Source organism: Ruegeria meonggei (assembly GCF_900172215.1).
In the GTDB taxonomy this organism is placed as follows: domain Bacteria; phylum Pseudomonadota; class Alphaproteobacteria; order Rhodobacterales; family Rhodobacteraceae; genus Ruegeria; species Ruegeria meonggei.
The window spans coordinates 410,457-429,189 of the sequence record NZ_FWFP01000003.1 but is presented as its reverse complement, the minus strand read 5'-3'; the positions used below and the strand labels follow the sequence as shown (position 1 = coordinate 429,189).

Genomic DNA, 18,733 nt, shown 5'->3' with positions numbered 1-18,733 from the left:
ACAGAGCAGAAAGAGAAGCGCAATCCGACGATTGCGCTGGCGCCGACGCCTACATGGTCAGTGAGGATCCGAACAGTGGCGAAGTCGGGTCGCCAAGTTTCCTCATTCGGCTTGGCAATGTCCCGGAGTTTGATGAGTTTTAGATATCTAACTGGCTTCAGCTTAACTCTCTAATTGCACCGCGGTTGCGGTACTAGCTCGACCAAAAACTTATTTATTGGCAGCAGAATAGACTGTATTGGGCGTGGATTTTGTCACGAAACAGGGCAATTACACCAAGAAAGCGGTCGTTGGAACAAACGCAGAGAATGCTCACTTCGTCCCGCTCTTCGGACCTCCGTCCGTCTTCCAGCTTTGTTCGCGCAGCGAATGTCTCCTTTGACGGGCCGCGCCGCAGCGACGATGCCCACAGATCAACGGCAATTAGGGCTGCTCGTGTCGCCAACTGAGGTTGAAATTGTGCGGATGCTGCGCAGCAACTGATGGCGGCTGTGAGTCCATTTTGGCCGATGTTTGGCTGGCTTCAAATGGCAACAATGCTTGGACGGCCCTACCTTGCAAAGTTCGGCGGACGGCCGCCCAAAAGACGTTGACGTGTCTGCTTAGTCGCATTGCTACCTATAACAAGAAACCCTGCAATGCGGCTGGGGAAAGTCACCTAGACACTTTCCGTTAAATTCGCTTAGTCGCAACCAATGCTGGAAATCGCGAAAGGCGGATGTGGCCGCCTTTCGATAAATTGTACGTCAAATCTGATTATCTGTTGAGGAACTCCAGTTCATACTTATCCGCAACATCGGGCAAGGGATGTTCGGCGTGAAGCGACTTGACGATACCGTAGATCATGAACAGTAAGATCACGGCAATTGGCAGCCCGGCGACGATTGACGCCGTCTGGAGCGCGCTCAAGCCGCCAGCTAGCATCAGAACTCCAGCAACAACGCCTGCCGTGATCCCCCAGAAAACACGGAACTTGACCGGTGGGTGTTCGTCACCCATCGACAACATTGTGCACATTACCAGTGTCCCCGAGTCAGAAGACGTGACGAACCACGAAATCAGCAGGACTGTGATCAGTACGGTGATCGGATAAACCAGCCAAGTATAGCCAAATCCTTTGACTGTTTGGAACACGCCAGCCGCATAGTCGTTGTTAACTGCTTCGACGACGCCCGCGTCATAGAACAGATCAACGCCTGCGGCAGCGCCACCAAAGACTCCCATCCACAGCATCACAACCGATGTCGGAATTAGAAGCACGCAATAGCAGAACTGCTTGATTGTCCGACCTTTGGACACGCGTGCAATGAACAGGCCCACAAACGGACACCATGCGATCCACCAACCCCAATAGAAGATCGTCCACCAGCTCTGCCATTGGTTCTCGGGCTCACCATTGATCCAAAAGCCCATCGGGATCACTGTCCACAAGTAGTCGCCAAAGCCGGATATCGTGATGCCCAGCAAAAAAGCTGTCGGCCCCAGGATTATGAAAAGGATCAGCAGTCCAATACTTGCCATAACGTTGGCCTCGGACAAGATGCGCACGCCTTTGCCAACGCCGGAGGCAGCGGAAGCTGTACCGAGACAGGTAATGACTGCGACAAGGATTAACTGATTTGTTTGGGTGTTGGCCATCCAGCCCAGGTCTTCAAGACCAGCAGCGATCGGCGTTACACCCAATCCCAATGAGGTGGCCAGGCCAAATATGGTACCAAATACTCCGATCAAGTCGACGAGGTGCCCCCAAGGACCATATATCCGCTCCTTGAGCACCGGATAAAGTGCCGTGCGCAGTGTAAGTGGCAACCCATGACGATAAGAAAAATATGCGAGAGATAGTCCTACCAGCACATACAGAGCCCAACCGTGGAACCCCCAATGGAAGTTTGTAATCGTAACGGCGGACACTGCCGCACCGACCGACCCGGGTTCAATTCCTGCACGATCGAGAAAAGGGCTGCCTTGAATATGGAACATCGGCTCAGCCACGCCCCAATAGATCAGCCCAGATCCCAAGCCCGCACTAAACAGCATGCAGATCCATGAAAACGTCGAAAAATCGGGCTCGTCGTCATCTTTACCCAGTTTCACATGACCGAACCGGCTGATCATCAGCCAAATCACAAAGAACAGTGCTACGTTGACGACCAGTACGTAAAACCAGTCCAGACTGCCGATGATAAAATCCTTGCCTGACGCAAAGATCGCACTTGAAGCTTCAACATCGCGAATTGTGAAGAACACAAACCCCAATATCATTACCATTGAAGCGATACCCATCGTCGGGTTCATACCTTTGAACAAGCCGCTTTTTGCAACAAGATTGTCAGGTTTCTGTGTCGATTGATCACTCATTTTGCACCTCTTAGCCCTGTTGTTTCGGCTTACCGTGTTGATCCTGCAGCGCCTTGACGTTCAGACGTCACGAGCCAAGACCGGAACGCTTCCTCCAGACGCGCATGGTTATTTGCCCACCATTCAGCGTCCGACAGAATGTAAAGATTGTCCTCATACGCCGGGCCGTTCGGAATACGCGCCAAAACGTCATCTGACAGGAGTGCCATTGAGGATTTACGGGTCGGACCATTTGGTAAGTGCCCAACCATGTCTGCCAGTGAATTTGAGCTGCTGGCAAAGCGAATGAAGTCGATGGCGCCTTCCTTGTTCTGACTTCCCTTTGGAATACCAAACAAATCCAGTTCGATCACACGGCCGTCCATATTGACGGTGAAATCTGCGCCCTCTTCCTGTGCAGCGGTCGCGCCTGTTGTTGCCCAAATTGAAGACATCGCTACGTCACCAGCGTTCAGCATGCGCACCGGTTCACGACCGGTTTCCCAGATTTGCAAACCGGACTTTATTCCGTCCATCTTTTTCAGGGCGCGCTCAACGCCTTCCTCGGTTTCAAGTGTTGGGTATACATCTTCGCGCGCCACGCCATCAGCCATAAGAGCCCACTCCATGATCACTGTCGGATCATTTCGGATCGCGCGTGGACCTGGATAGGTTTCGGTGTCGAAGAAATCAGCGATGGTTGAGGGAGGCGTGTCCGCAAACTGAGAACTGTTAAATGCGTATGCGGTTCCCCAGACAATGACACCGACACCACAGTCGTTCAGGGCGCCTTCGACGAAATCGTCTCGAAATGGGGTGCCATCCACACCATCAGGCAGTTCAATGTTAGAGATATTCTCCAAAAGCCCCTCTTCACAGGCACGAAGAGAGTCCGCCTGTGTCAGGTCAACCACATCCCAAATCACATTCGCACTTTCGACCTGATCGCGGATTTCCGAAATGCCACCATTGTAATGTGCAACATGCACTTTGGCGTTACTCGCCTCTTCATAGGGGCGCACAAAGCCAAGCATCTGACTTCGCATATAAGGGCCGGTCCAGGATGTGAACGTGATGGTCGGCCCGGGTTCTGGGATCGTGACGTCACCTTCAGAAGTACTTTGTGCTATTACGTTGCTCGCAGAGAGAGACGTAAACAGCACGGCTATCAAAATCTGACAGCCTCTGACTGCGTTTGGATTACAATACATTGAAAAAGCTCCTCCCTGACCGCTTCCAAGTTTGTTTTAGAACGTCGTTTAGGTCATCTTCAGGGCCCACGCCCAATCCGCTCAGCAACAATACTTCAATATACCCCAATGATCAGTAATATATGAAAGCACCAACGGTCAAATGCGACGGTTCAGGAGGTCCGGGCGACAGAATTGGAGCCCTGGTGGTAGCATTTTAGAAACTGTTGAGGTCCCAATCTTGATTTTAACCAGTCTTCTGCCTGTCGCGATATTGCAATTCACGTCTCCTGCGCATGGCAGATATTTGCAACGGTGAAGCAAAGACCGTTCTCCACCTAAAGCGCAAAATATTATGACATCTTTGGGCGGGGCCCGTCACTAATTTACTGCAAACCAAAGGAAGGAACGTCTCGCGATCAGTGTGTTCGCTCGACCAAAGATTGTACGTGTTCAGCGAAAGGCCGGTTCAACGGGCCGCGCTGCAGTGTCTCGACCCACTGGCGAACGGCAGCAATGGGCCGTTTTCACGACAGAGCATGGTGCAATGTGCCGATGCCGCGATTGGACCAAGGCCGGCACCGAGCCCAAAGCAAAGGATGCTGCAGTTCGTTCAAACGGCGGTAATCGGCGGAAGTGCGCATCATAAATCTCTAACCGCCTTCATTTAGCTGCCCATCGAGATCTCAATGGAACGTGGTTGCAGTTTCAGGTTTGTGCGTTCACGCAAGCTTTGTTTGCATGGGCGGTGAATTATCATGCGCCAGGCATCAGATTATCATTTGCACAAACGACTTGGAGAAACGCAATGAAAATTCTGATCGTAGGTGCAATCGGGCTGATTGGTGGGGCTATTGCTGATCGTCTCTCAACCAAACACGAAATGATCCGAGCAGGACACAGCGGTGGCGACGTTCAAGTTGATCTCGGATCAAAGAGTTCCATTGAAGCAATGTTCGAGGCCGCCGGTCCTGTCGATGCAGTCGTATGCGCGGCGGGTTTAGCTAACTTCGGAGCTTTCAAAGAACTGGATGATGGTGACTTTGATCTTGCTCTTTCAAACAAGCTGATGGGTCGGGTGAACCTTGTACGGGTCGGCCAGAACCACATCAGCGATGGCGGCTCGTTTACCCTGACATCGGGGATCTTGTCTCAGGAACCGTCACCGGGTTCTACCGTTCTCAGCATGGTGAACGGCGGGTTGGAATCCTTTGCCAAGGCTGCCGCACTCGAGCTTGAGCGGGACATGCGGGTGAATGTGGTTAGCCCGGGTTTTGTCAAAGAAACCATGGAAATGATGGGCATGGATTCCACACTGGGGATCTCGGCAGCAGATACTGCAAAAGCCTACGAAACAGCAGTTGAGGGCCAACACAACGGCGCAACACTCGCTGTGCGCGACTACGCGTGATTGATCGAGACAAGAGGAGAGGAAAAATGAAGGCTTACTTTGGAGTTGCCACACTGGCAGCGCTTCTCGTGACCACCGGAGCTGGTACTGCAACAGCGGAAGATGACCATAACCACGCGTTTGCACCTGTACCAGCGGAAGCGGCAGGCCCGGCCATTGATCCAGTCATCGGCTATGCCGTTGAGGATCTGGGCGGCGGGATTTACGTGGTTCACGACGGCGCCTATCAGATGATGTTTTTGACCACCGGCGAAGGTGTGATCGCCATTGATGCGCCGCCGACATCCGGTGAGAAAATTCTTGCTGCAATCTCCAGCGTGACGGATGAACCAATCACCCACGTCATCTACAGCCATACGCACACTGACCACATTGGCGCAGCTTCCATCTACCCGGATGATGCGGTTGTTATTGCGCAGGATGAAACTGCAGCACACCTCGCGGAGAAGAAGGATCCGAACCGCCCTGTCCCGACCCAGACATTCACCGACAGTATGACGCTTGAGGTCGGCTCTCAGACGCTTCAGCTCGGCTACAAGGGTCTGAACCACGGCCCAGGCAATATCTTCATCTATGCACCGGAACAGAAGGTTCTGATGCTGGTTGACGTAATTTTCCCTGGCTGGGCGCCCTTCAAGGATCTGGCTGCCGCTGAATCTGTTGATGGCTTCCTCGAAGCCCATGATCAGGTGCTTGAATACGATTTCGACCACCTCGTAGGGGGTCACCTGACACGGGTCGGGAGCCGTGAGTATGTGAACATTCAGAAAGAATATGTTGCCGACATCCTCGACGCGGCCGCCAAAGCCAACGCGGCCATGGACTTTGGGGCAGCATTCGGCGAGGCGTCAGAACGCGGTGGCGATGGCAACCCCTATGCCTTCATCAACATCCTGTTCGATAACATTGCTCAGCAATGCGCAGACGAGGTTGAAGAAAAATGGCGCGACCGACTTGGCGGTGTCGATATCTTCACACTGGGTCATTGCATGCAGGTCACATGGCATCAGCGTCTTGACTGAGGCGGGCTGTCTCTAAATCGGTCAAACTCCGGAGGCAAAACCCAAATGTAGTACTTTCGGGTTTTGCCATTGCTATTCAACGAAACCGAACTCGCCTTCACGGATTTTTACCGTGGCGAATTCAAAGAAGGCATGAACCCTTGCGCTTCTTCTGATGTCAGGATGTGCCAGCAGCCAGAGGCAAGTATCATTCTTCGTCTCCGGGGGGTGCAGCTGCTGCAACTCGGGACAAGTCCGGCCAAGGTAGCACGGCAGCACAGCGATACCGAGACCCGCACGGGCCAAATCGAACATCCCCATGACCGAACTGGTTAAGGATACAGGGGCAAGGTCCGCTTTATGGGCTGCTGTTATTTTGTTCATCGGGGATTGCCGTAGACTGTCGTCCAACTGCAGCCAGCGGTGCTGTTCCGGCGGCAGGTACTGCATAGCTTTCACATAATCCGTATGGGCATAGACCGCGTAGGAAACTGGCAACAGGTTACGGCCTATCCAGTGTTCGGGCGGGTTCTGCGTTGGACGTAAAGCAATATCCGCGTCACGCTGCATCAAATCCAGCGGACGGGTGCCTGTAAGCAGCCGCATTTCCACCTCAGGGTATTTGTGCTGAAAATCCCGAAACACCGGTGAAAGCAAGTACAATAGCGAGTCTGTTGTCGTCACAGACAAAACCCCTTCCAGCCGCAAATCCTGACCGCTCAACTCACGCTGTATCCGGGTCATGCGCTCCTGAAGCTTCTGGCCATGCTGAAGAAAATACTCGCCCGCAGCAGTCATCACATACCCATGCGACAACCGCTCAAACAATGTTACGCCAAGCCTGTTCTCCAGGCTCTCGACGCGCCGGAAAACAGTCGAATGGTTCACCCTCAATTTGCGCGCGGCCCCGGACAAGCTTCCAGTCTCGCAGACGGCCAGCACGAAGGGGATATCGCTCCACTCTATCGTCTGTGCGTCCATGCAAGCCTTCTTTGCAGCTGTTTGGAATTTCCATGCAAGTTGTATCATCTTAAATCTGCAAGACCAACCTGCTGCTGGAGGCCATACCATGAACGACCAGACCAATATCGTGACGCTGGCTTTTTCTGATCAAGTTCGCCTTTCTTTGGTCGGCGAACTGGAGCCCAAAGTCCGGGAACTGCATCTTTTGTTCGAGAAAGTGCCGGGCTTTATTTCCGCCGATGTCGTCCGCCATCCTGGCAATGAACACATGGGCTACACCGTACTGCTCCGGTTTGAAAATGAGGAGGCTCGGAGCGGTGGAAGGCCAACACTGAAATCATGAAGAAGCTAACAGAAGTTGAGGCCGTGACCAGCGGAGCCGTCCACACATCCAAATGTTGGACTTGGCATGTGGGTAGATCACGTCGCAGGTGTGGAGCCCAAACGGCCACCGTTCTGGAAGCAGCTCGTTTTATCGGTGCTGGGAGTATATCCCACTCTCGTCCTGCTTCGACTGATCACTGAACCAGTCGTCGGCGAATTGCCACCATTGCTCGGAATATTCGTGATCGTGACCCTTCTGTCAGCTCTTCTGATTAACCCAATTATGCCGATGCTGAGCAGGTTGCTGCAGCCTTGGCTATCGAGGTAACTGCTTCCACATGCAACGGACTTTGCGAATGGTTCTACAGCAGACCTTACTGCGCAATCGTTATACTGTTGCTTTGTCTTGCGATGTGTGAGTTCGACTAAGCCCGGAGTTCGCGCTTGTAGCGAATGACCGCAAAGCGTGCTGCGACCGCAGCATCTTGACCGGTCGGTGAGTGGCAGGAATGGGTCGAGAGTGCTGCGTCAGAGTGCACCGCCTGCTTGCAATCGCGCTACTACGCGACAGGTCATGTTGGCGCATCGTTTGCCGCCAAATGGGAAGATAGCATCGAAACCTCCTTGGACCCGGTGTTCGATTGCGGTTCGCAACCGGCGGCGGGCGCGAAACAGGCGTGTTTTTACGGTTATCGGGTTGATCTGTAACTCGCTTGCGATGGTAAGAATACTCATGCCCTCTGTCTCGCGCAGCAGGAACGGCAGTCGCAGATTGGGCGGCAGATCGGACACGGCCGTTTCAAGAAAGCCTCTCAATTGCGCGCGTCCGAGCGTTGCGTCGGGGAGTTCAGAGTTTTGTCCCGGGAAAGCAATCACCTTAGGTGTGCTGGTTTCAGCTACGGTGTCGTATTCTTCGGCAAAACGCGTTCGCCTGCGCTGCATATGCGACGTGTTGATCACGATCCGGGTGATCCAGGTAGAAAAGCTCACATGCTCACGAAACCCCTCCAGTTTGCTGAACGCAGAGAGATAAGCCTCTTGCAGCGCTTCTTCTGCCTCGGTCTCGCTGTCGAGGATACCTCGGGCGACGCGAAACAAGCGGGGGTTCAGGCGACGGATAAGCTCCCGGACTGCCAGTTCGCTTCCCTCCCGCGCGGCACTTACAAGCTCAGCTTCAGACTTGGCCGCATCGGCCAAGACTTGTTGCCTGAGGATCGTTTGGACCTTCATGATCCGTTCTCCCTGCTCACGGTGCCTTCCGAAAGGATCCTCTGTACCAAAGGCAAAGCTGCCAGGACCTCTTCCGACACATCACTCTTGTCGTTTGAACTTCCCTCCCAGCCGGTGTCGCCAGGGGTTCCAACCACTATACGACCGACCATCGCCGACATTTCGTGCGGTAGGCAATAGTAGTCATATACTCCTGGTGCAGTCAGAGTGACTTCAAAATGCTCATCCGGAAGCAAAAAGTCGCTGTCCCATGGGTCGGCGTCAGTGGGAATGCGCTGCCTTCGATCATAGTTAGCCGGATGATAGGCGGTTGCCGTATGGCTGTTGCCGGGATCGCGATTGATGAACCGGACGGTGGTGCCCGGAGACACGGCAAGACCAACAGGATCATACCAGATGCGCTCGCCACGGGGACTTCCGCGCATCTCAACTGTGACGGTCGGCTGCGCAAGCACGCTCCGCGAACCAGCGACGAAGGCGACTGCACACCCCCCAAGCCATACAGCATGACGTCGCCTACAGATCATTCGGCCAGACGATCTTTTGCATTTTCATCGTGAAACAGAACGACATGCGCATGCGGTTTATCCACGCCGGGGTGCCCAGCATTGTAATAAATATCTGTCGAACTGACTGTATGTGATCCGATATTCAGTCCATCGAATGACGTACCGCTTTGCAGATCGTCGAGTGGGGTCATGTAGATCGTAGCTGACAGACGCCCGTCCCGATCATAAGCGAGAAACGGACCGGCGGGCAGTGTGGCCGGGTCAACGAAGAGTGTTCCCAGACCTGGGATGAACTCAGGCAGGGGGAGAACATCGCTCACCTTTACATAAGGATCACCGGCGGGGGCATTCGCGAGAGCCTGTTCATCGTGGGCTTTGGCCGCTGGTGCGGCAGCGACGATAAATCCAAAAGCAAATACGGTGTTTCTAAGCATGGTTGGGTCCTTTCCAAGGTTTTCATCAGTTGCGCATTCGTGCGCTCATGGTTCATTGGATGCAGGAAAGGCGGAAAGGTTCCCGAAATTCTACGAATTCGCTCAAAACAGGTGGTGAATGCGTTGACGAGCAGCTTTGTCAGCGATGTATGAAATCAACTAATTCCAGATTTAGCGCTCGCAGCGAATGTCTCCTTCGACGGGCCGCACCGCGGCATCACCACAGGGTGGTCAACGTCCGGAAAGGGCCGTCCTTGTAGGTGCGGACAGCCTGCTGGTCTTCCGTTTTGATTTCGACGAAGCGCATGGTGGGGCGACGCACAACCTCGCAGATCGCTTCGGCATCGGCTGCATTAGTCTTGCCGCGCTTCACATAGGGTTTGACGTACGCGGCCGGCATAAGGCGAACATCATGCCCGAGCTTGCTCAGCTCACGACCCCAGTGATGCGCCGATCCGCAGGCCTCCATGCCAACAACACAGCGCGGCAGCGTCCCAAAGAACGCCAACAGCTTCGCGCGTTTGATTTTTTTGTTGATGATCCTGCGCCCAGTCGCTGAAACGCAGTGAACTTGAAAAACGTCCTTGGCCAAATCCAGGCCCACGGTCTTTACTGTCATTGGGTGGCTCCTTTCCTAGCAGTCGATAACAACTGCACTTTGGCACGTTCGATGCCGGTGGAGCAGGAGCCATCCACCTCATCCCCTTTGGGCCGTCTTCGCTTGGAAAAGCAGCTGCGAGGCGGCATGAACAATGCGCCCTTGTTGGATCCTCGACTGTCTCCGCATTTCTTCCTAAGCCGAGTCCTGCGGCGTAACGGTCTTTACGACCTCATCCATAAACCAGTGAATGGCCGGATTGAATTGCCCCCGCTCATGCCAGAGCAGGTAGTAAGGAAATTCCGCACCTGACCTGAAGGGCACCGACACGATGCTGGAGAATGAGGAGAGCTGAACCCCCAAACGTGACGGCACGGCTGCAACGACGTCGCTGTTTGCGACGTGGAAAGGCATGGAGGTGAAGAAAGGTACAGACAACATTGCCGGGTCACCATTGCTGGTCGCGCGCATGACAGTATCCGCGCGCAACCGATCAACTGTCGGGTAGCTGAATTCGATCTGACGGTACGGTGTGATATCCGGTGGTTCCAGAAAACCCTTCTGCGCCGCATGCTCATACAGCGGATGACCCTCACGCATGAGAAGGACGTATCTGTCTGTAAAGAGTTTTTTGACAATCAGGTCACCCTTCACTTTGAGCCCGGCGTAAAAGACAAAATCAATTTCACCGTCCTGAATTGCCGAAAAACTGTCTGGAACCAATGGTGACACGTCCACTCTCACATTTGGCGCGACCCTCGCCAGCCGATCGACAAGCGGCCCAATGATGCAGGCTGCTGCATAGTCGGTACCAGCGATGCGAAATCGCCGACTTGAATGGGCGGAGTCGAACTTGGGCGGCAGAAAAACCGCTTCGGTCGCGTGGATCGCCTCAAGCACCGGTTCCTGAAGCGACAGGGCGTGATCCGTCAGCTGATACCCTGCCTGAGTTCGGATTAACAATGGATCGCCAGTCAGATCCCGAATGCGTGCAAGAATGCGACTTGCTGCGGGTTGACTGATCTCAAGCAGTTCAGCAGTTCGGGTCACGCTGCCAGTCTGCAACAAGATCCGCAAAAATCGCAAAACGCGAAAATCCATTGTAGCCAATTCATCATTCGGTTTTTGCATGATCAGCATGCTAATTGCGTCATTTTAGTTATGTCAAGCTAAGCGCATTTAGACCTCATCGAAACTGAACACGATGAGGAATCCCCATGAGAATGGTCCAATTGGCTTTCACAGCCAGCAGCGTCGTTTTTGCAGCCGCCATGGCACATGCCGATGTATCGACCGAAACGCACGACCTGAACCAAGACGGAGTCGTGACGTTTGAGGAAATGCTTGAGTATCACCCTGCGGGAATTGAGCGGACCCAAGCGTTTATAAATCGTCACAGAATTATTTTCGATGGTGCAGACACGAACGGTGACGGCGTCGTAGACGCGAGCGAAAACCAGGGTGGCGGCGCTGGAAAGACGAAAGCCAAAGGCGCCAAGAAGTCTTGAAGTACCATGTCTTCAGCACCGAGGCTGATAGAACAAACGATAAATTCCAACCTCACAATACACGTAAAGCCCTGAGATTGAGGGAGAAGAAAATATGCACATAACCCGCAGAACTCTTGCCGGGCAGATGGCACTCTGGGGTGCCGCGGCAGGGATACCAGCAACCATACCTAAGCACGCCACAGCACAACCCAGGGCTTCTGGCATGTACGACCTACGCGATGTGTCATTCCCCAGTGGCCTAGAAACGCTTGCAGGAAAATTCTTCCTGCCTGCAGGAGAGGGTTCGCATCCTGCAGTGGCGATCATGGGGCCCGTGGCGTTTGTAAAAGAGCAATCGCCAGTACAATACGCCACAAGGCTGGCACAACAGGGCCTTGCAGTTTTGATCTTTGATCCGCGCAATCACGGCGCCAGTTCAGGTGAGCCACGCCGGTTTGAATCCGGTGAGGCCAAGATCGAAGATCTTCGCGCTGCTGTCGATTTCCTTACTGAACAGGATGGGATTGACCCAAGCCAACTCCATCTCCTTGGAATTTGTCAGGGCGTGAATTGGGCGATTGAAGCTGCGGCTCAGGACGAGCGGATCGCATCCCTTGGAATTGTTGCCGGTCACTACCTGACCCCTGATACGGCAATCATGTATCTCGGCGAAGCTGCGTCAGTCGAGGCGCGTATGAACCGCTCAACGGCGGCCGCCGCGAAGTTCTCCGAGACCGGTACGGTGGACTATATTCCAATAGTCGGTTCCCCCGAAGCCCTGTTGACAGCCACAGCCGTCGCCGAGTGGTATCTGCCATGGGACAACGAAGCGCCGTGGTTTCTCCATCGCGGTGGTTGGGAAAACCGGATTACAGCTATGAGTGAAGCGGGAATTTGGGGCTGGCAGATCAGCGACGCGGCATCGCGCCTCTCATTGCCGGTTCTCATGGTCCACGGTGACAAAGCCGCCAGCGGCCCGGATATTCCAAAGCGAATCTATCAACAGATCCCTTCGGCCCATAAAGCACTTCACTGGATCGATGGTGCCAATCAGCTTCAATTCTATGAGGACCCGCTGACCATCGACCGTGTCATTGCGGCTCTTGGCCCGTATTTCCGGGGTGAGCAGATCAGCCTTTAACGCTGCTCCGATACGCGGTGATCACGAGCCCCCCACAATTTCTGGTTCGTGATCATCCGTTGCGGAGCAATGTAGCATGGCCTCGACGGCAGGCCGTTTCAAAGAGAGTTTTGACAATGACAAAATGCTTGAGCGCCTTGTTAACTTTGACGATTGTTCAACCTGTTGCCGCAGAAGAGATCCTAGTCAGTGGTCTGCCACCCTTCACCGAAGCAATCCTGCCTATTGAGGCAGACGTCTATGCGATTTCTATCGGCCCTGGTGGCCCTGGTGAAGAATTTGGATCACAAGCCACCAATGGTGGACTCTATAAACTCGGTCCGAACGGTGTACATGAGAGTATCACTCTGTCCGACGGCGAAGGTCTCCGCAACCCGACCGGGTTGGTTGAACTTGGCGAACAAATTGTCCTTGTGGATGGCAATCAAGTAATTTCGCTCTCCCCCGAAGGGGACGTCAACTGGCGTAGGAGTTACGACGAAGAAGGTGTGTTCTTCTACGATGTCGAGGTGCTGAACGATGCCACTTTGCTTGTCAGCGATTTTGGGCGTGGGGGTTTTGTCACTGTGTCGGCAAACACCGGAGAAATTCGACCGGCTCTGAAAGATGTTCAGATCAATGGTCTTGCCAGATTCGAGATTACTGACGGCCAAATCTATGCGGTGTCATGGGGTGCTGATGACGCTTGGGACAGCGCTGTTTATCGTATCTCAGAATTGGATGAGGCCGGCCTGTCAGAAAAGCTGGCGGATGGATTTGGAAATCTTGAATCCATTGAGGTTGTAAATGGAACGGTGGTTGTCGGCGGTTACCGCGGGCATCAGGCTCACCAGGCGTTCAAGCTGATGCAGTTGGATACGGAAGGCGGTGTACATTCGCTCGGCGCAGGATCAGATACCCGCGGCGTTTCAGATATCTATTCCGATGGCCATTCCGTTTGGTTGAACTTTTTCTATGATGGGGCTTACACCAAAATACCTGCAAAACACTTTTTGGCTGGTAGCTAAACGCGGTTTGAACGAGAAAAGGTGGCGACTCCCAATAGACTGTTCGCAGCCCCAAGCGGGCGTCATTCCTAACCGGTACAACATGAATGGTAACAATTGATTAAATGACAATGAATTTGCGGAGCTCCTCAAGATAGCGCAAAAAAACCCCAAAAGGAGTGATCAATTGACTGACGTACTTGTTTCTGGTGCCGGGCCCAGCGGGTTGGTGCTGGCGATTGAACTGGCGCGCCGTGGCATTGATCTGCGCATAATCGACCGCGATACATCCGCACCAACTACGCCGCGCGCATTTGTAGTAAAGCCGTCAACGTTTTATGCAGCAGAGCAGTTGGGTGTCCTTGATCAGATATTCGAGCAAGGTGTTCCGGTTCAGTCTATGGAGCAATCCTTTGAAGGCAGAACTGCAGCGCTTGCTATATCATCTGATGAGCGCTGGCCATGGCACCTCAATCTCGGCGAAGATGATCTGATCCCTATTCTGATTGCGCGGCTGGAGAGCCTGGGCGTGCTTATCGAGCGCGGGTTGGAGCTTGTACGATATGAACAGAGTGCGAAAGGAGTCATCTCTGTCTTGAAAAACCGAGCCGGTGGGGAAGAGAGGGTCGAAACCTCTTGGCTGATTGGTTGTGATGGTGTGCACAGTACAATACGGCAAGCTGCTGGCATTGGGTTTGAAGGCCACGATAGTGACCTTCACTGGCATGTGCTGGATGCGCAAATCGAAGGTTGGCCATACAAAGCAAACCACGGGATGTTGTATCTGGATCATCTTGTGGTCGCAATTTATCAGACAAGATCGGCCTTCAGAATATATTCTCTTTCGTTGAACCACTGTGACGACAGTTGGACTTCGCTACATGATATTTTGCGCGATGTCGCACCAAGCGTGCGCCTCGGCCCACCGATTTCAGATGTCAGCTTTCAGTGTTCGGCTCGATTAGCTTCTGATTACCGAGTTGGAAGGGTGCTAATCTGCGGGGATGCATGTCATGCCATGTCAGCAGGAAGTGCTGCGGGAATGAATACTGGAATACAGGACGCAATGAATTTGGGTTGGAAATTAGCATCAGTCGTATCTGGGCACGCCGATGATGCTCTTTTAGACACCTATGAAAGTGAGCGCCGCCCCGCAGGTCGCGCTATGATTGATGTTGGTCAAAAAAACGACGACCTCTGGTCGACCAGCGATCCGGTTGAAAGAAGCAGGGCAATTCGACAATTCGCAGTGAATTTTTGGGCCTATCTTAAAAATGGTGGAAATGGGTACGAGCCAGTGATGGGGAACTATGCAGCCAGCAGCATTTCTGTTGGAGAGCAGCCTTCGATTGGGCCCGGCCCCGGAACTCATGTGCCGGGCGACATAGGCCTATATAAAGCAAACGGCGCTGCAGTTTTTCTCACAGGTGCGTTGTCGTCACTGTACAACACAGTTCTTCTTCTGATCAGTGATGGTGGATTGGAGGCCGAGCAACTTGTGAAAGCAGCAATTGACCTTGTCAAAGTGAGCAATAAGGCGCTTGATCTGGTCGTAGTCGCTCATAGCACCGAAGGGGCAGCCGCGCGCAGAGTACTTGATTTTGATGAGAATTCGCTACTGATCGATCCAGAGCTGAATTGTCACAATCGGTTGGGTATTGCTGTGCGCTCGGCTTTGTGGATCAGACCGGATGGTCGTATTGGCAGTCGAAACGATGATGTGGACGATATCACGCTGCTAAAAAATCCATTGGACGCTGCATTTCCTGGTTTGCTACAATCACCAGCTCTCTCATGAGATCTTGAACAGGTTAACGTCCGCTTTCGGGAAGCTGCGCCGCAGCGTTTGGCTATGAGATGAAGGGCAGCTCTGGGCCGTCCACCATGCCCGTCGAGATCATGCAAGGAACTTTAGCCAAAGCGCCGCGGCGGAGGTGCCCGCAATTAGAGCTACAATTGCATTATTGAACCACAGCATTGCCAAAGCTGAAGCGCCTACCGCTACAACTTCACGTATTGTGCCTCGAGCGAGTGCAGATGAAATCAATGCGACGATGACGGATACTGACATTGCGTCCAAGAACCTCTCAACCCTCGCGGAGGTCCGTAGGCGGCTCATGATAAATGGACCTGCGATTCGATTGAGGAAAGTGATGGTGGCGATCACTCCCATTGCTGCCCACGGCGCCAATTCAGACGGCATTCTGATAGGCTCCCCACATTCCTCCTGCGACAGACGCAGCGATTATGTTCCAACCCAATGGCAACAAATCCAACGTTGCGATCGCAATCGCGGCCGAAATGAACGCGGGAACAACTGCGGAAAGGGGCTTCAAACGACTTGTGATCGCGGTGGCGAAGAAACAGACCATGACGACGTCAAATCCGTAGACTTTCAGATCGCCAAGGTTTTCTCCAGCGAGGGCACCAAGAACTGTTCCTCCAACCCAGGTTAGCCATAGTATCAATCCACCCCCAAGAAAAACCCCGACATCCTTTTCGCCTGCCTGAAACGCCGACCGGCTGTCTACAAAATTTGGATCGCTAAGAAATGACAGGGAAAACCACCTGGTGAGAATTGGGAGCTGGTTCAACCACGTTGAGAGAGCTGCACCAGTAATGATAAACCGCGCATTCACCGCGAACATGACTAGTGCAATCGAGGTCAGTCCGACTGGCTCGGGCCAAAACTCAAGAGATGCAAACTGAGCTGCGCCAGAAAACACCACAGCGCTCATTGCGACGGCCTGGACAACGGTTAGTCCCTGTTCGATTGCGGCGATGCCAAACCCAACGCCAAACGGAACAACAAATACCGAGATCGGAGCAAGGCGCATCATGCCTCGCAAGGCACCTTTCACTGACAGCGCAACAGGGACCATTTCTTTCTGATTTGTGGAATCGTCGATTCTAACCATTGCTAAGGTTAGAAATATCTTTCCTTGCGAGTCAACCATTACAGTGGTTAGAAAGCTTCATGAGCTACAGTACACATTCGATTGTTCGACCAATTGCGGGCCGGCTTGCGCTCGATTTCCTGAATACCGCGAATTGGACCACCGATGACCGCGTTCTCGAGGAAAAGATCGAAAGCTTCAGTGACCTAGAGCTATGGATGCGTGCCCTAAGCCTGCCTGATGCTCTCCCCCCCGACTTGATAGAAGACCTCCACACATTTCGATCTCAACTGCGATCGCTGTTCGTTAAAGGTGAGCGGGTGAGTATCGACCAGTTCACTAAGCACGTGAGCAAATTAGTCATCCATGAATGCGGAACTGTCGAATATGTTCGTCAACAACCAATCCTAAGTCTCATTGCCGTTTCAGCGCTGTCAGTTCTGAGCGACGAGCGTGAATTGAAACGTGTGAAGAAATGTCCCGGCTCGGAATGTGGATGGTTGTTTATTGATGAAACCAAGAATGGTCGGCGCAAATGGTGCACTATGGAAACGTGTGGCAATCGGGCAAAATCTGCCCGCAACTATGCACGAAGAATACAAAACACCTAAAATAGGAATGAGGCATGGCAGCACCGAGAGCGAGTGAACGCATTGAGTATGTTGTGGAAGGAGGGCACCAGCTTTCCGGAAACATAACGCCATCAGGCAATAAAAATGCTGCCCTGCCGATTATCGCAGCGGCTCTATTGAACGAGGCTCACGTCAAATTATCCAATGTTCCGCGAATACGGGATGTTGAAGCCTTGGTCGAACTCATTGCGTCAGTTGGTGCAGAAACGGAATGGATCGGGACAAACGTGCTCCGCATTCATGCGCGGGATATCCGGCCGGCAGATCTCGATCCCGATCTCTGCGGCCGGATACGAGCCTCCATTCTATTGGCCGGGCCGATGCTCGCGCGATGTGGCGAGGTCACGTTGCCTCCCCCAGGCGGGGATGTGATCGGTCGGCGCAGACTTGATACACATTTCTTGGCGTTACAGTGTTTGGGTGCAGATATCTCAGTTAACGGATCATATGAATTTCGCGCAAGTAAGCTTGTTGGCGCTGACGTCTTCATGGATGAACCATCGGTAACTGCGACTGAAAATGCCCTAAGTGCCGCGGTGGCCGCTAAAGGCACGACGATCCTCAGGAATTGCGCATCGGAACCTCATGTTCAGGATTTGGCTCACTTCCTGATAGCGATGGGTGGAGAGATCGAAGGCATCGGCACAAACTGCATGAAGATACACGGCGGACGCGATCTCCAACCCGCAAAGCACAGGATTGGAACCGATTATGTTGAAGTCGGATCGCTGATCGGTCTTGCCGCTGTCACCAATTCCGAATTGCGGATCACCAATGCAGGCGTCGAACATCTTCGATCCACTCTTATGGGTTTCGACAAGCTTGGTGTGCGATGTCGTATTGAGGGTGACGATCTCATCGTGCCACGAATGCAGGAAAAGAAAGTTGTGCCCGATTTTGGTGGACACGTCCCGAAGATCGAAGACCAACCCTGGCCGGCCTTTCCTGCTGACACAATTTCGATCGCTATTGTGACAGCTACTCATTGCGAGGGCATGGTATTGATGTTCGAAAAGATGTACGAATCCCGTATGTTCTTCGTGGACAAGCTGATCGCGATGGGTGCTCGGATTGTTCTTTGTGATCCGCATCGCGCGGTTATTTCCGGCCCAACCAGATTGCGAGCATCACGTTTGGAAAGCCCGGATATCCGAGCGGGCATGGCAATGCTGATCGCGGCAATGGGCGCCGAAGGAACGTCAATCATTAACAATGCCCAACAGATTGAACGCGGATACGAGCGCATTGATGAGAGGCTCAATGCCCTCGGCGCCAAGATTTCCAGGACGCCAGCACGGACTTGATTTCCACGTATGTTCGAGGATGAAAGTACCCGTTCCAAGGTTGAAACTGACCAGGCAACCTTCAATTGGATTGAATGCTGAACTTTCGGCTGCGACTGCGTTTCCTGTTTCTCCGTAGAGCCAACAGCCTCCCGTGTAACCAAGGGTTTTTGGAGTGTTGCTCGGCTGTAGTCGCTGCGATATTGCGTCAACAACCAAGCACTCAACTTGACCCATTATGTCGCCCCTTGTCGTGGCGGCGTGTTTGTGGTCGGTTCCTCCGCGAACAGTTGTCTCCAGGGTAGCT

General features: G+C 53.2%; 19 protein-coding genes and 1 pseudogene. 10 read left to right on the top strand and 10 right to left on the bottom strand.

Translation table 11 applies throughout. The features are described from left to right. Positions 1-756: 756 nt before the first annotated feature. Both RUM8411_RS07250 and RUM8411_RS07245 read right to left on the bottom strand, forming a co-directional pair. Positions 757-2,358 (bottom strand): BCCT family transporter, encoded by a 1,602-nt coding sequence (locus RUM8411_RS07250; RefSeq protein ID WP_234995154.1) that lies wholly within the window; start codon positions 2,356-2,358, stop codon positions 757-759. Between the two features lie 29 nt (positions 2,359-2,387). After that, positions 2,388-3,383 carry an extracellular solute-binding protein gene (locus RUM8411_RS07245; protein ID WP_159453868.1) on the bottom strand — a complete coding sequence of 332 codons (996 nt, stop codon included), beginning with the start codon at positions 3,381-3,383 and terminating at the stop codon, positions 2,388-2,390. 952 nt (positions 3,384-4,335) lie between these two features. On the opposite strand from RUM8411_RS07245, the gene RUM8411_RS07240 reads away from it, so the two are divergent. Both RUM8411_RS07240 and RUM8411_RS07235 read left to right on the top strand, forming a co-directional pair. Beyond that, complete coding sequence (locus RUM8411_RS07240) at positions 4,336-4,938, top strand: short chain dehydrogenase (protein WP_085821996.1); 603 nt, start codon at positions 4,336-4,338, stop codon at positions 4,936-4,938. 26 nt (positions 4,939-4,964) lie between these two features. Then, positions 4,965-5,960: an MBL fold metallo-hydrolase gene (locus RUM8411_RS07235; RefSeq protein WP_143534847.1), complete on the top strand. Its 996-nt coding sequence runs from the start codon at positions 4,965-4,967 to the stop codon at positions 5,958-5,960. A 72-nt stretch (positions 5,961-6,032) separates the two neighbouring features. On the opposite strand, the gene RUM8411_RS07230 is transcribed toward RUM8411_RS07235, so the two are convergent. Beyond that, positions 6,033-6,920 carry a LysR family transcriptional regulator gene (locus RUM8411_RS07230; protein ID WP_085822032.1) on the bottom strand — a complete coding sequence of 296 codons (888 nt, stop codon included), beginning with the start codon at positions 6,918-6,920 and terminating at the stop codon, positions 6,033-6,035. Positions 6,921-7,008: 88 nt separating this feature from the next. Here RUM8411_RS07230 and RUM8411_RS07225 point away from each other — a divergent pair, with 88 nt between their 5' ends. Together RUM8411_RS07225 and RUM8411_RS23310 are read left to right on the top strand one after the other, a co-directional pair. Next, positions 7,009-7,245: a putative antibiotic biosynthesis monooxygenase gene (locus tag RUM8411_RS07225; protein ID WP_085821995.1), complete on the top strand. Its 237-nt coding sequence runs from the start codon at positions 7,009-7,011 to the stop codon at positions 7,243-7,245. 66 nt (positions 7,246-7,311) lie between these two features. Then, complete coding sequence (locus RUM8411_RS23310; RefSeq protein ID WP_085821994.1) at positions 7,312-7,554, top strand: putative antibiotic biosynthesis monooxygenase; 243 nt, start codon at positions 7,312-7,314, stop codon at positions 7,552-7,554. 200 nt (positions 7,555-7,754) lie between these two features. Here the strand turns inward: RUM8411_RS23310 and RUM8411_RS07215 are convergent, their stop codons facing one another. The 5 genes and pseudogenes from RUM8411_RS07215 to RUM8411_RS07195 form a co-directional block, all read right to left on the bottom strand. Further along, entirely contained in the window at positions 7,755-8,456 is a 702-nt protein-coding gene (locus tag RUM8411_RS07215) for an RNA polymerase sigma factor (RefSeq protein WP_085821993.1), read from the bottom strand. Beyond that, positions 8,453-8,881, bottom strand: a complete 429-nt coding sequence (locus RUM8411_RS07210; RefSeq protein ID WP_234995153.1) for a plastocyanin/azurin family copper-binding protein — start codon at positions 8,879-8,881, stop codon at positions 8,453-8,455. The genes RUM8411_RS07215 and RUM8411_RS07210 overlap by 4 nt, the downstream gene beginning before the upstream one ends. Before the next feature lie 98 nt (positions 8,882-8,979). Next, positions 8,980-9,399 (bottom strand): hypothetical protein, encoded by a 420-nt coding sequence (locus RUM8411_RS07205; RefSeq protein WP_085821991.1) that lies wholly within the window; start codon positions 9,397-9,399, stop codon positions 8,980-8,982. A gap of 268 nt (positions 9,400-9,667) precedes the next feature. Next, positions 9,668-10,018: pseudogene (locus RUM8411_RS07200) on the bottom strand (IS110 family transposase); the annotation flags it as partial. A 174-nt stretch (positions 10,019-10,192) separates the two neighbouring features. Then, on the bottom strand, positions 10,193-11,128 hold the full coding sequence (locus RUM8411_RS07195; RefSeq protein WP_159453867.1) for a LysR family transcriptional regulator: 936 nt from the start codon (positions 11,126-11,128) through the stop codon (positions 10,193-10,195). Between the two features lie 101 nt (positions 11,129-11,229). On the opposite strand from RUM8411_RS07195, the gene RUM8411_RS07190 reads away from it, so the two are divergent. From RUM8411_RS07190 to RUM8411_RS07175, 4 genes are all read left to right on the top strand, one after another. Next, positions 11,230-11,505, top strand: a complete 276-nt coding sequence (locus RUM8411_RS07190; RefSeq protein WP_159453866.1) for an EF-hand domain-containing protein — start codon at positions 11,230-11,232, stop codon at positions 11,503-11,505. A gap of 205 nt (positions 11,506-11,710) precedes the next feature. Next, entirely contained in the window at positions 11,711-12,628 is a 918-nt protein-coding gene (locus tag RUM8411_RS07185) for an alpha/beta hydrolase (protein WP_159453865.1), read from the top strand. 110 nt (positions 12,629-12,738) lie between these two features. Next, positions 12,739-13,635 (top strand): hypothetical protein, encoded by an 897-nt coding sequence (locus RUM8411_RS07180; RefSeq protein ID WP_143534846.1) that lies wholly within the window; start codon positions 12,739-12,741, stop codon positions 13,633-13,635. 166 nt (positions 13,636-13,801) lie between these two features. Continuing rightward, positions 13,802-15,412: an FAD-dependent monooxygenase gene (locus RUM8411_RS07175; RefSeq protein WP_159453864.1), complete on the top strand. Its 1,611-nt coding sequence runs from the start codon at positions 13,802-13,804 to the stop codon at positions 15,410-15,412. A 99-nt stretch (positions 15,413-15,511) separates the two neighbouring features. Here RUM8411_RS07175 and RUM8411_RS23215 read toward each other — a convergent pair whose 3' ends face one another. Together RUM8411_RS23215 and RUM8411_RS07165 are read right to left on the bottom strand one after the other, a co-directional pair. Next, positions 15,512-15,787, bottom strand: a complete 276-nt coding sequence (locus tag RUM8411_RS23215; RefSeq protein ID WP_370738032.1) for an AzlD domain-containing protein — start codon at positions 15,785-15,787, stop codon at positions 15,512-15,514. 19 nt (positions 15,788-15,806) lie between these two features. After that, on the bottom strand, positions 15,807-16,454 hold the full coding sequence (locus RUM8411_RS07165; protein WP_159453863.1) for an AzlC family ABC transporter permease: 648 nt from the start codon (positions 16,452-16,454) through the stop codon (positions 15,807-15,809). A gap of 137 nt (positions 16,455-16,591) precedes the next feature. Here RUM8411_RS07165 and RUM8411_RS07160 point away from each other — a divergent pair, with 137 nt between their 5' ends. Together RUM8411_RS07160 and murA are read left to right on the top strand one after the other, a co-directional pair. Continuing rightward, on the top strand, positions 16,592-17,122 hold the full coding sequence (locus RUM8411_RS07160; RefSeq protein ID WP_085821983.1) for a CGNR zinc finger domain-containing protein: 531 nt from the start codon (positions 16,592-16,594) through the stop codon (positions 17,120-17,122). Between the two features lie 14 nt (positions 17,123-17,136). Further along, a complete protein-coding gene (murA, locus tag RUM8411_RS07155; protein WP_085821982.1) occupies positions 17,137-18,447 on the top strand; it encodes a UDP-N-acetylglucosamine 1-carboxyvinyltransferase in 1,311 nt (436 codons plus the stop codon). Positions 18,448-18,733 lie beyond the last annotated feature (286 nt).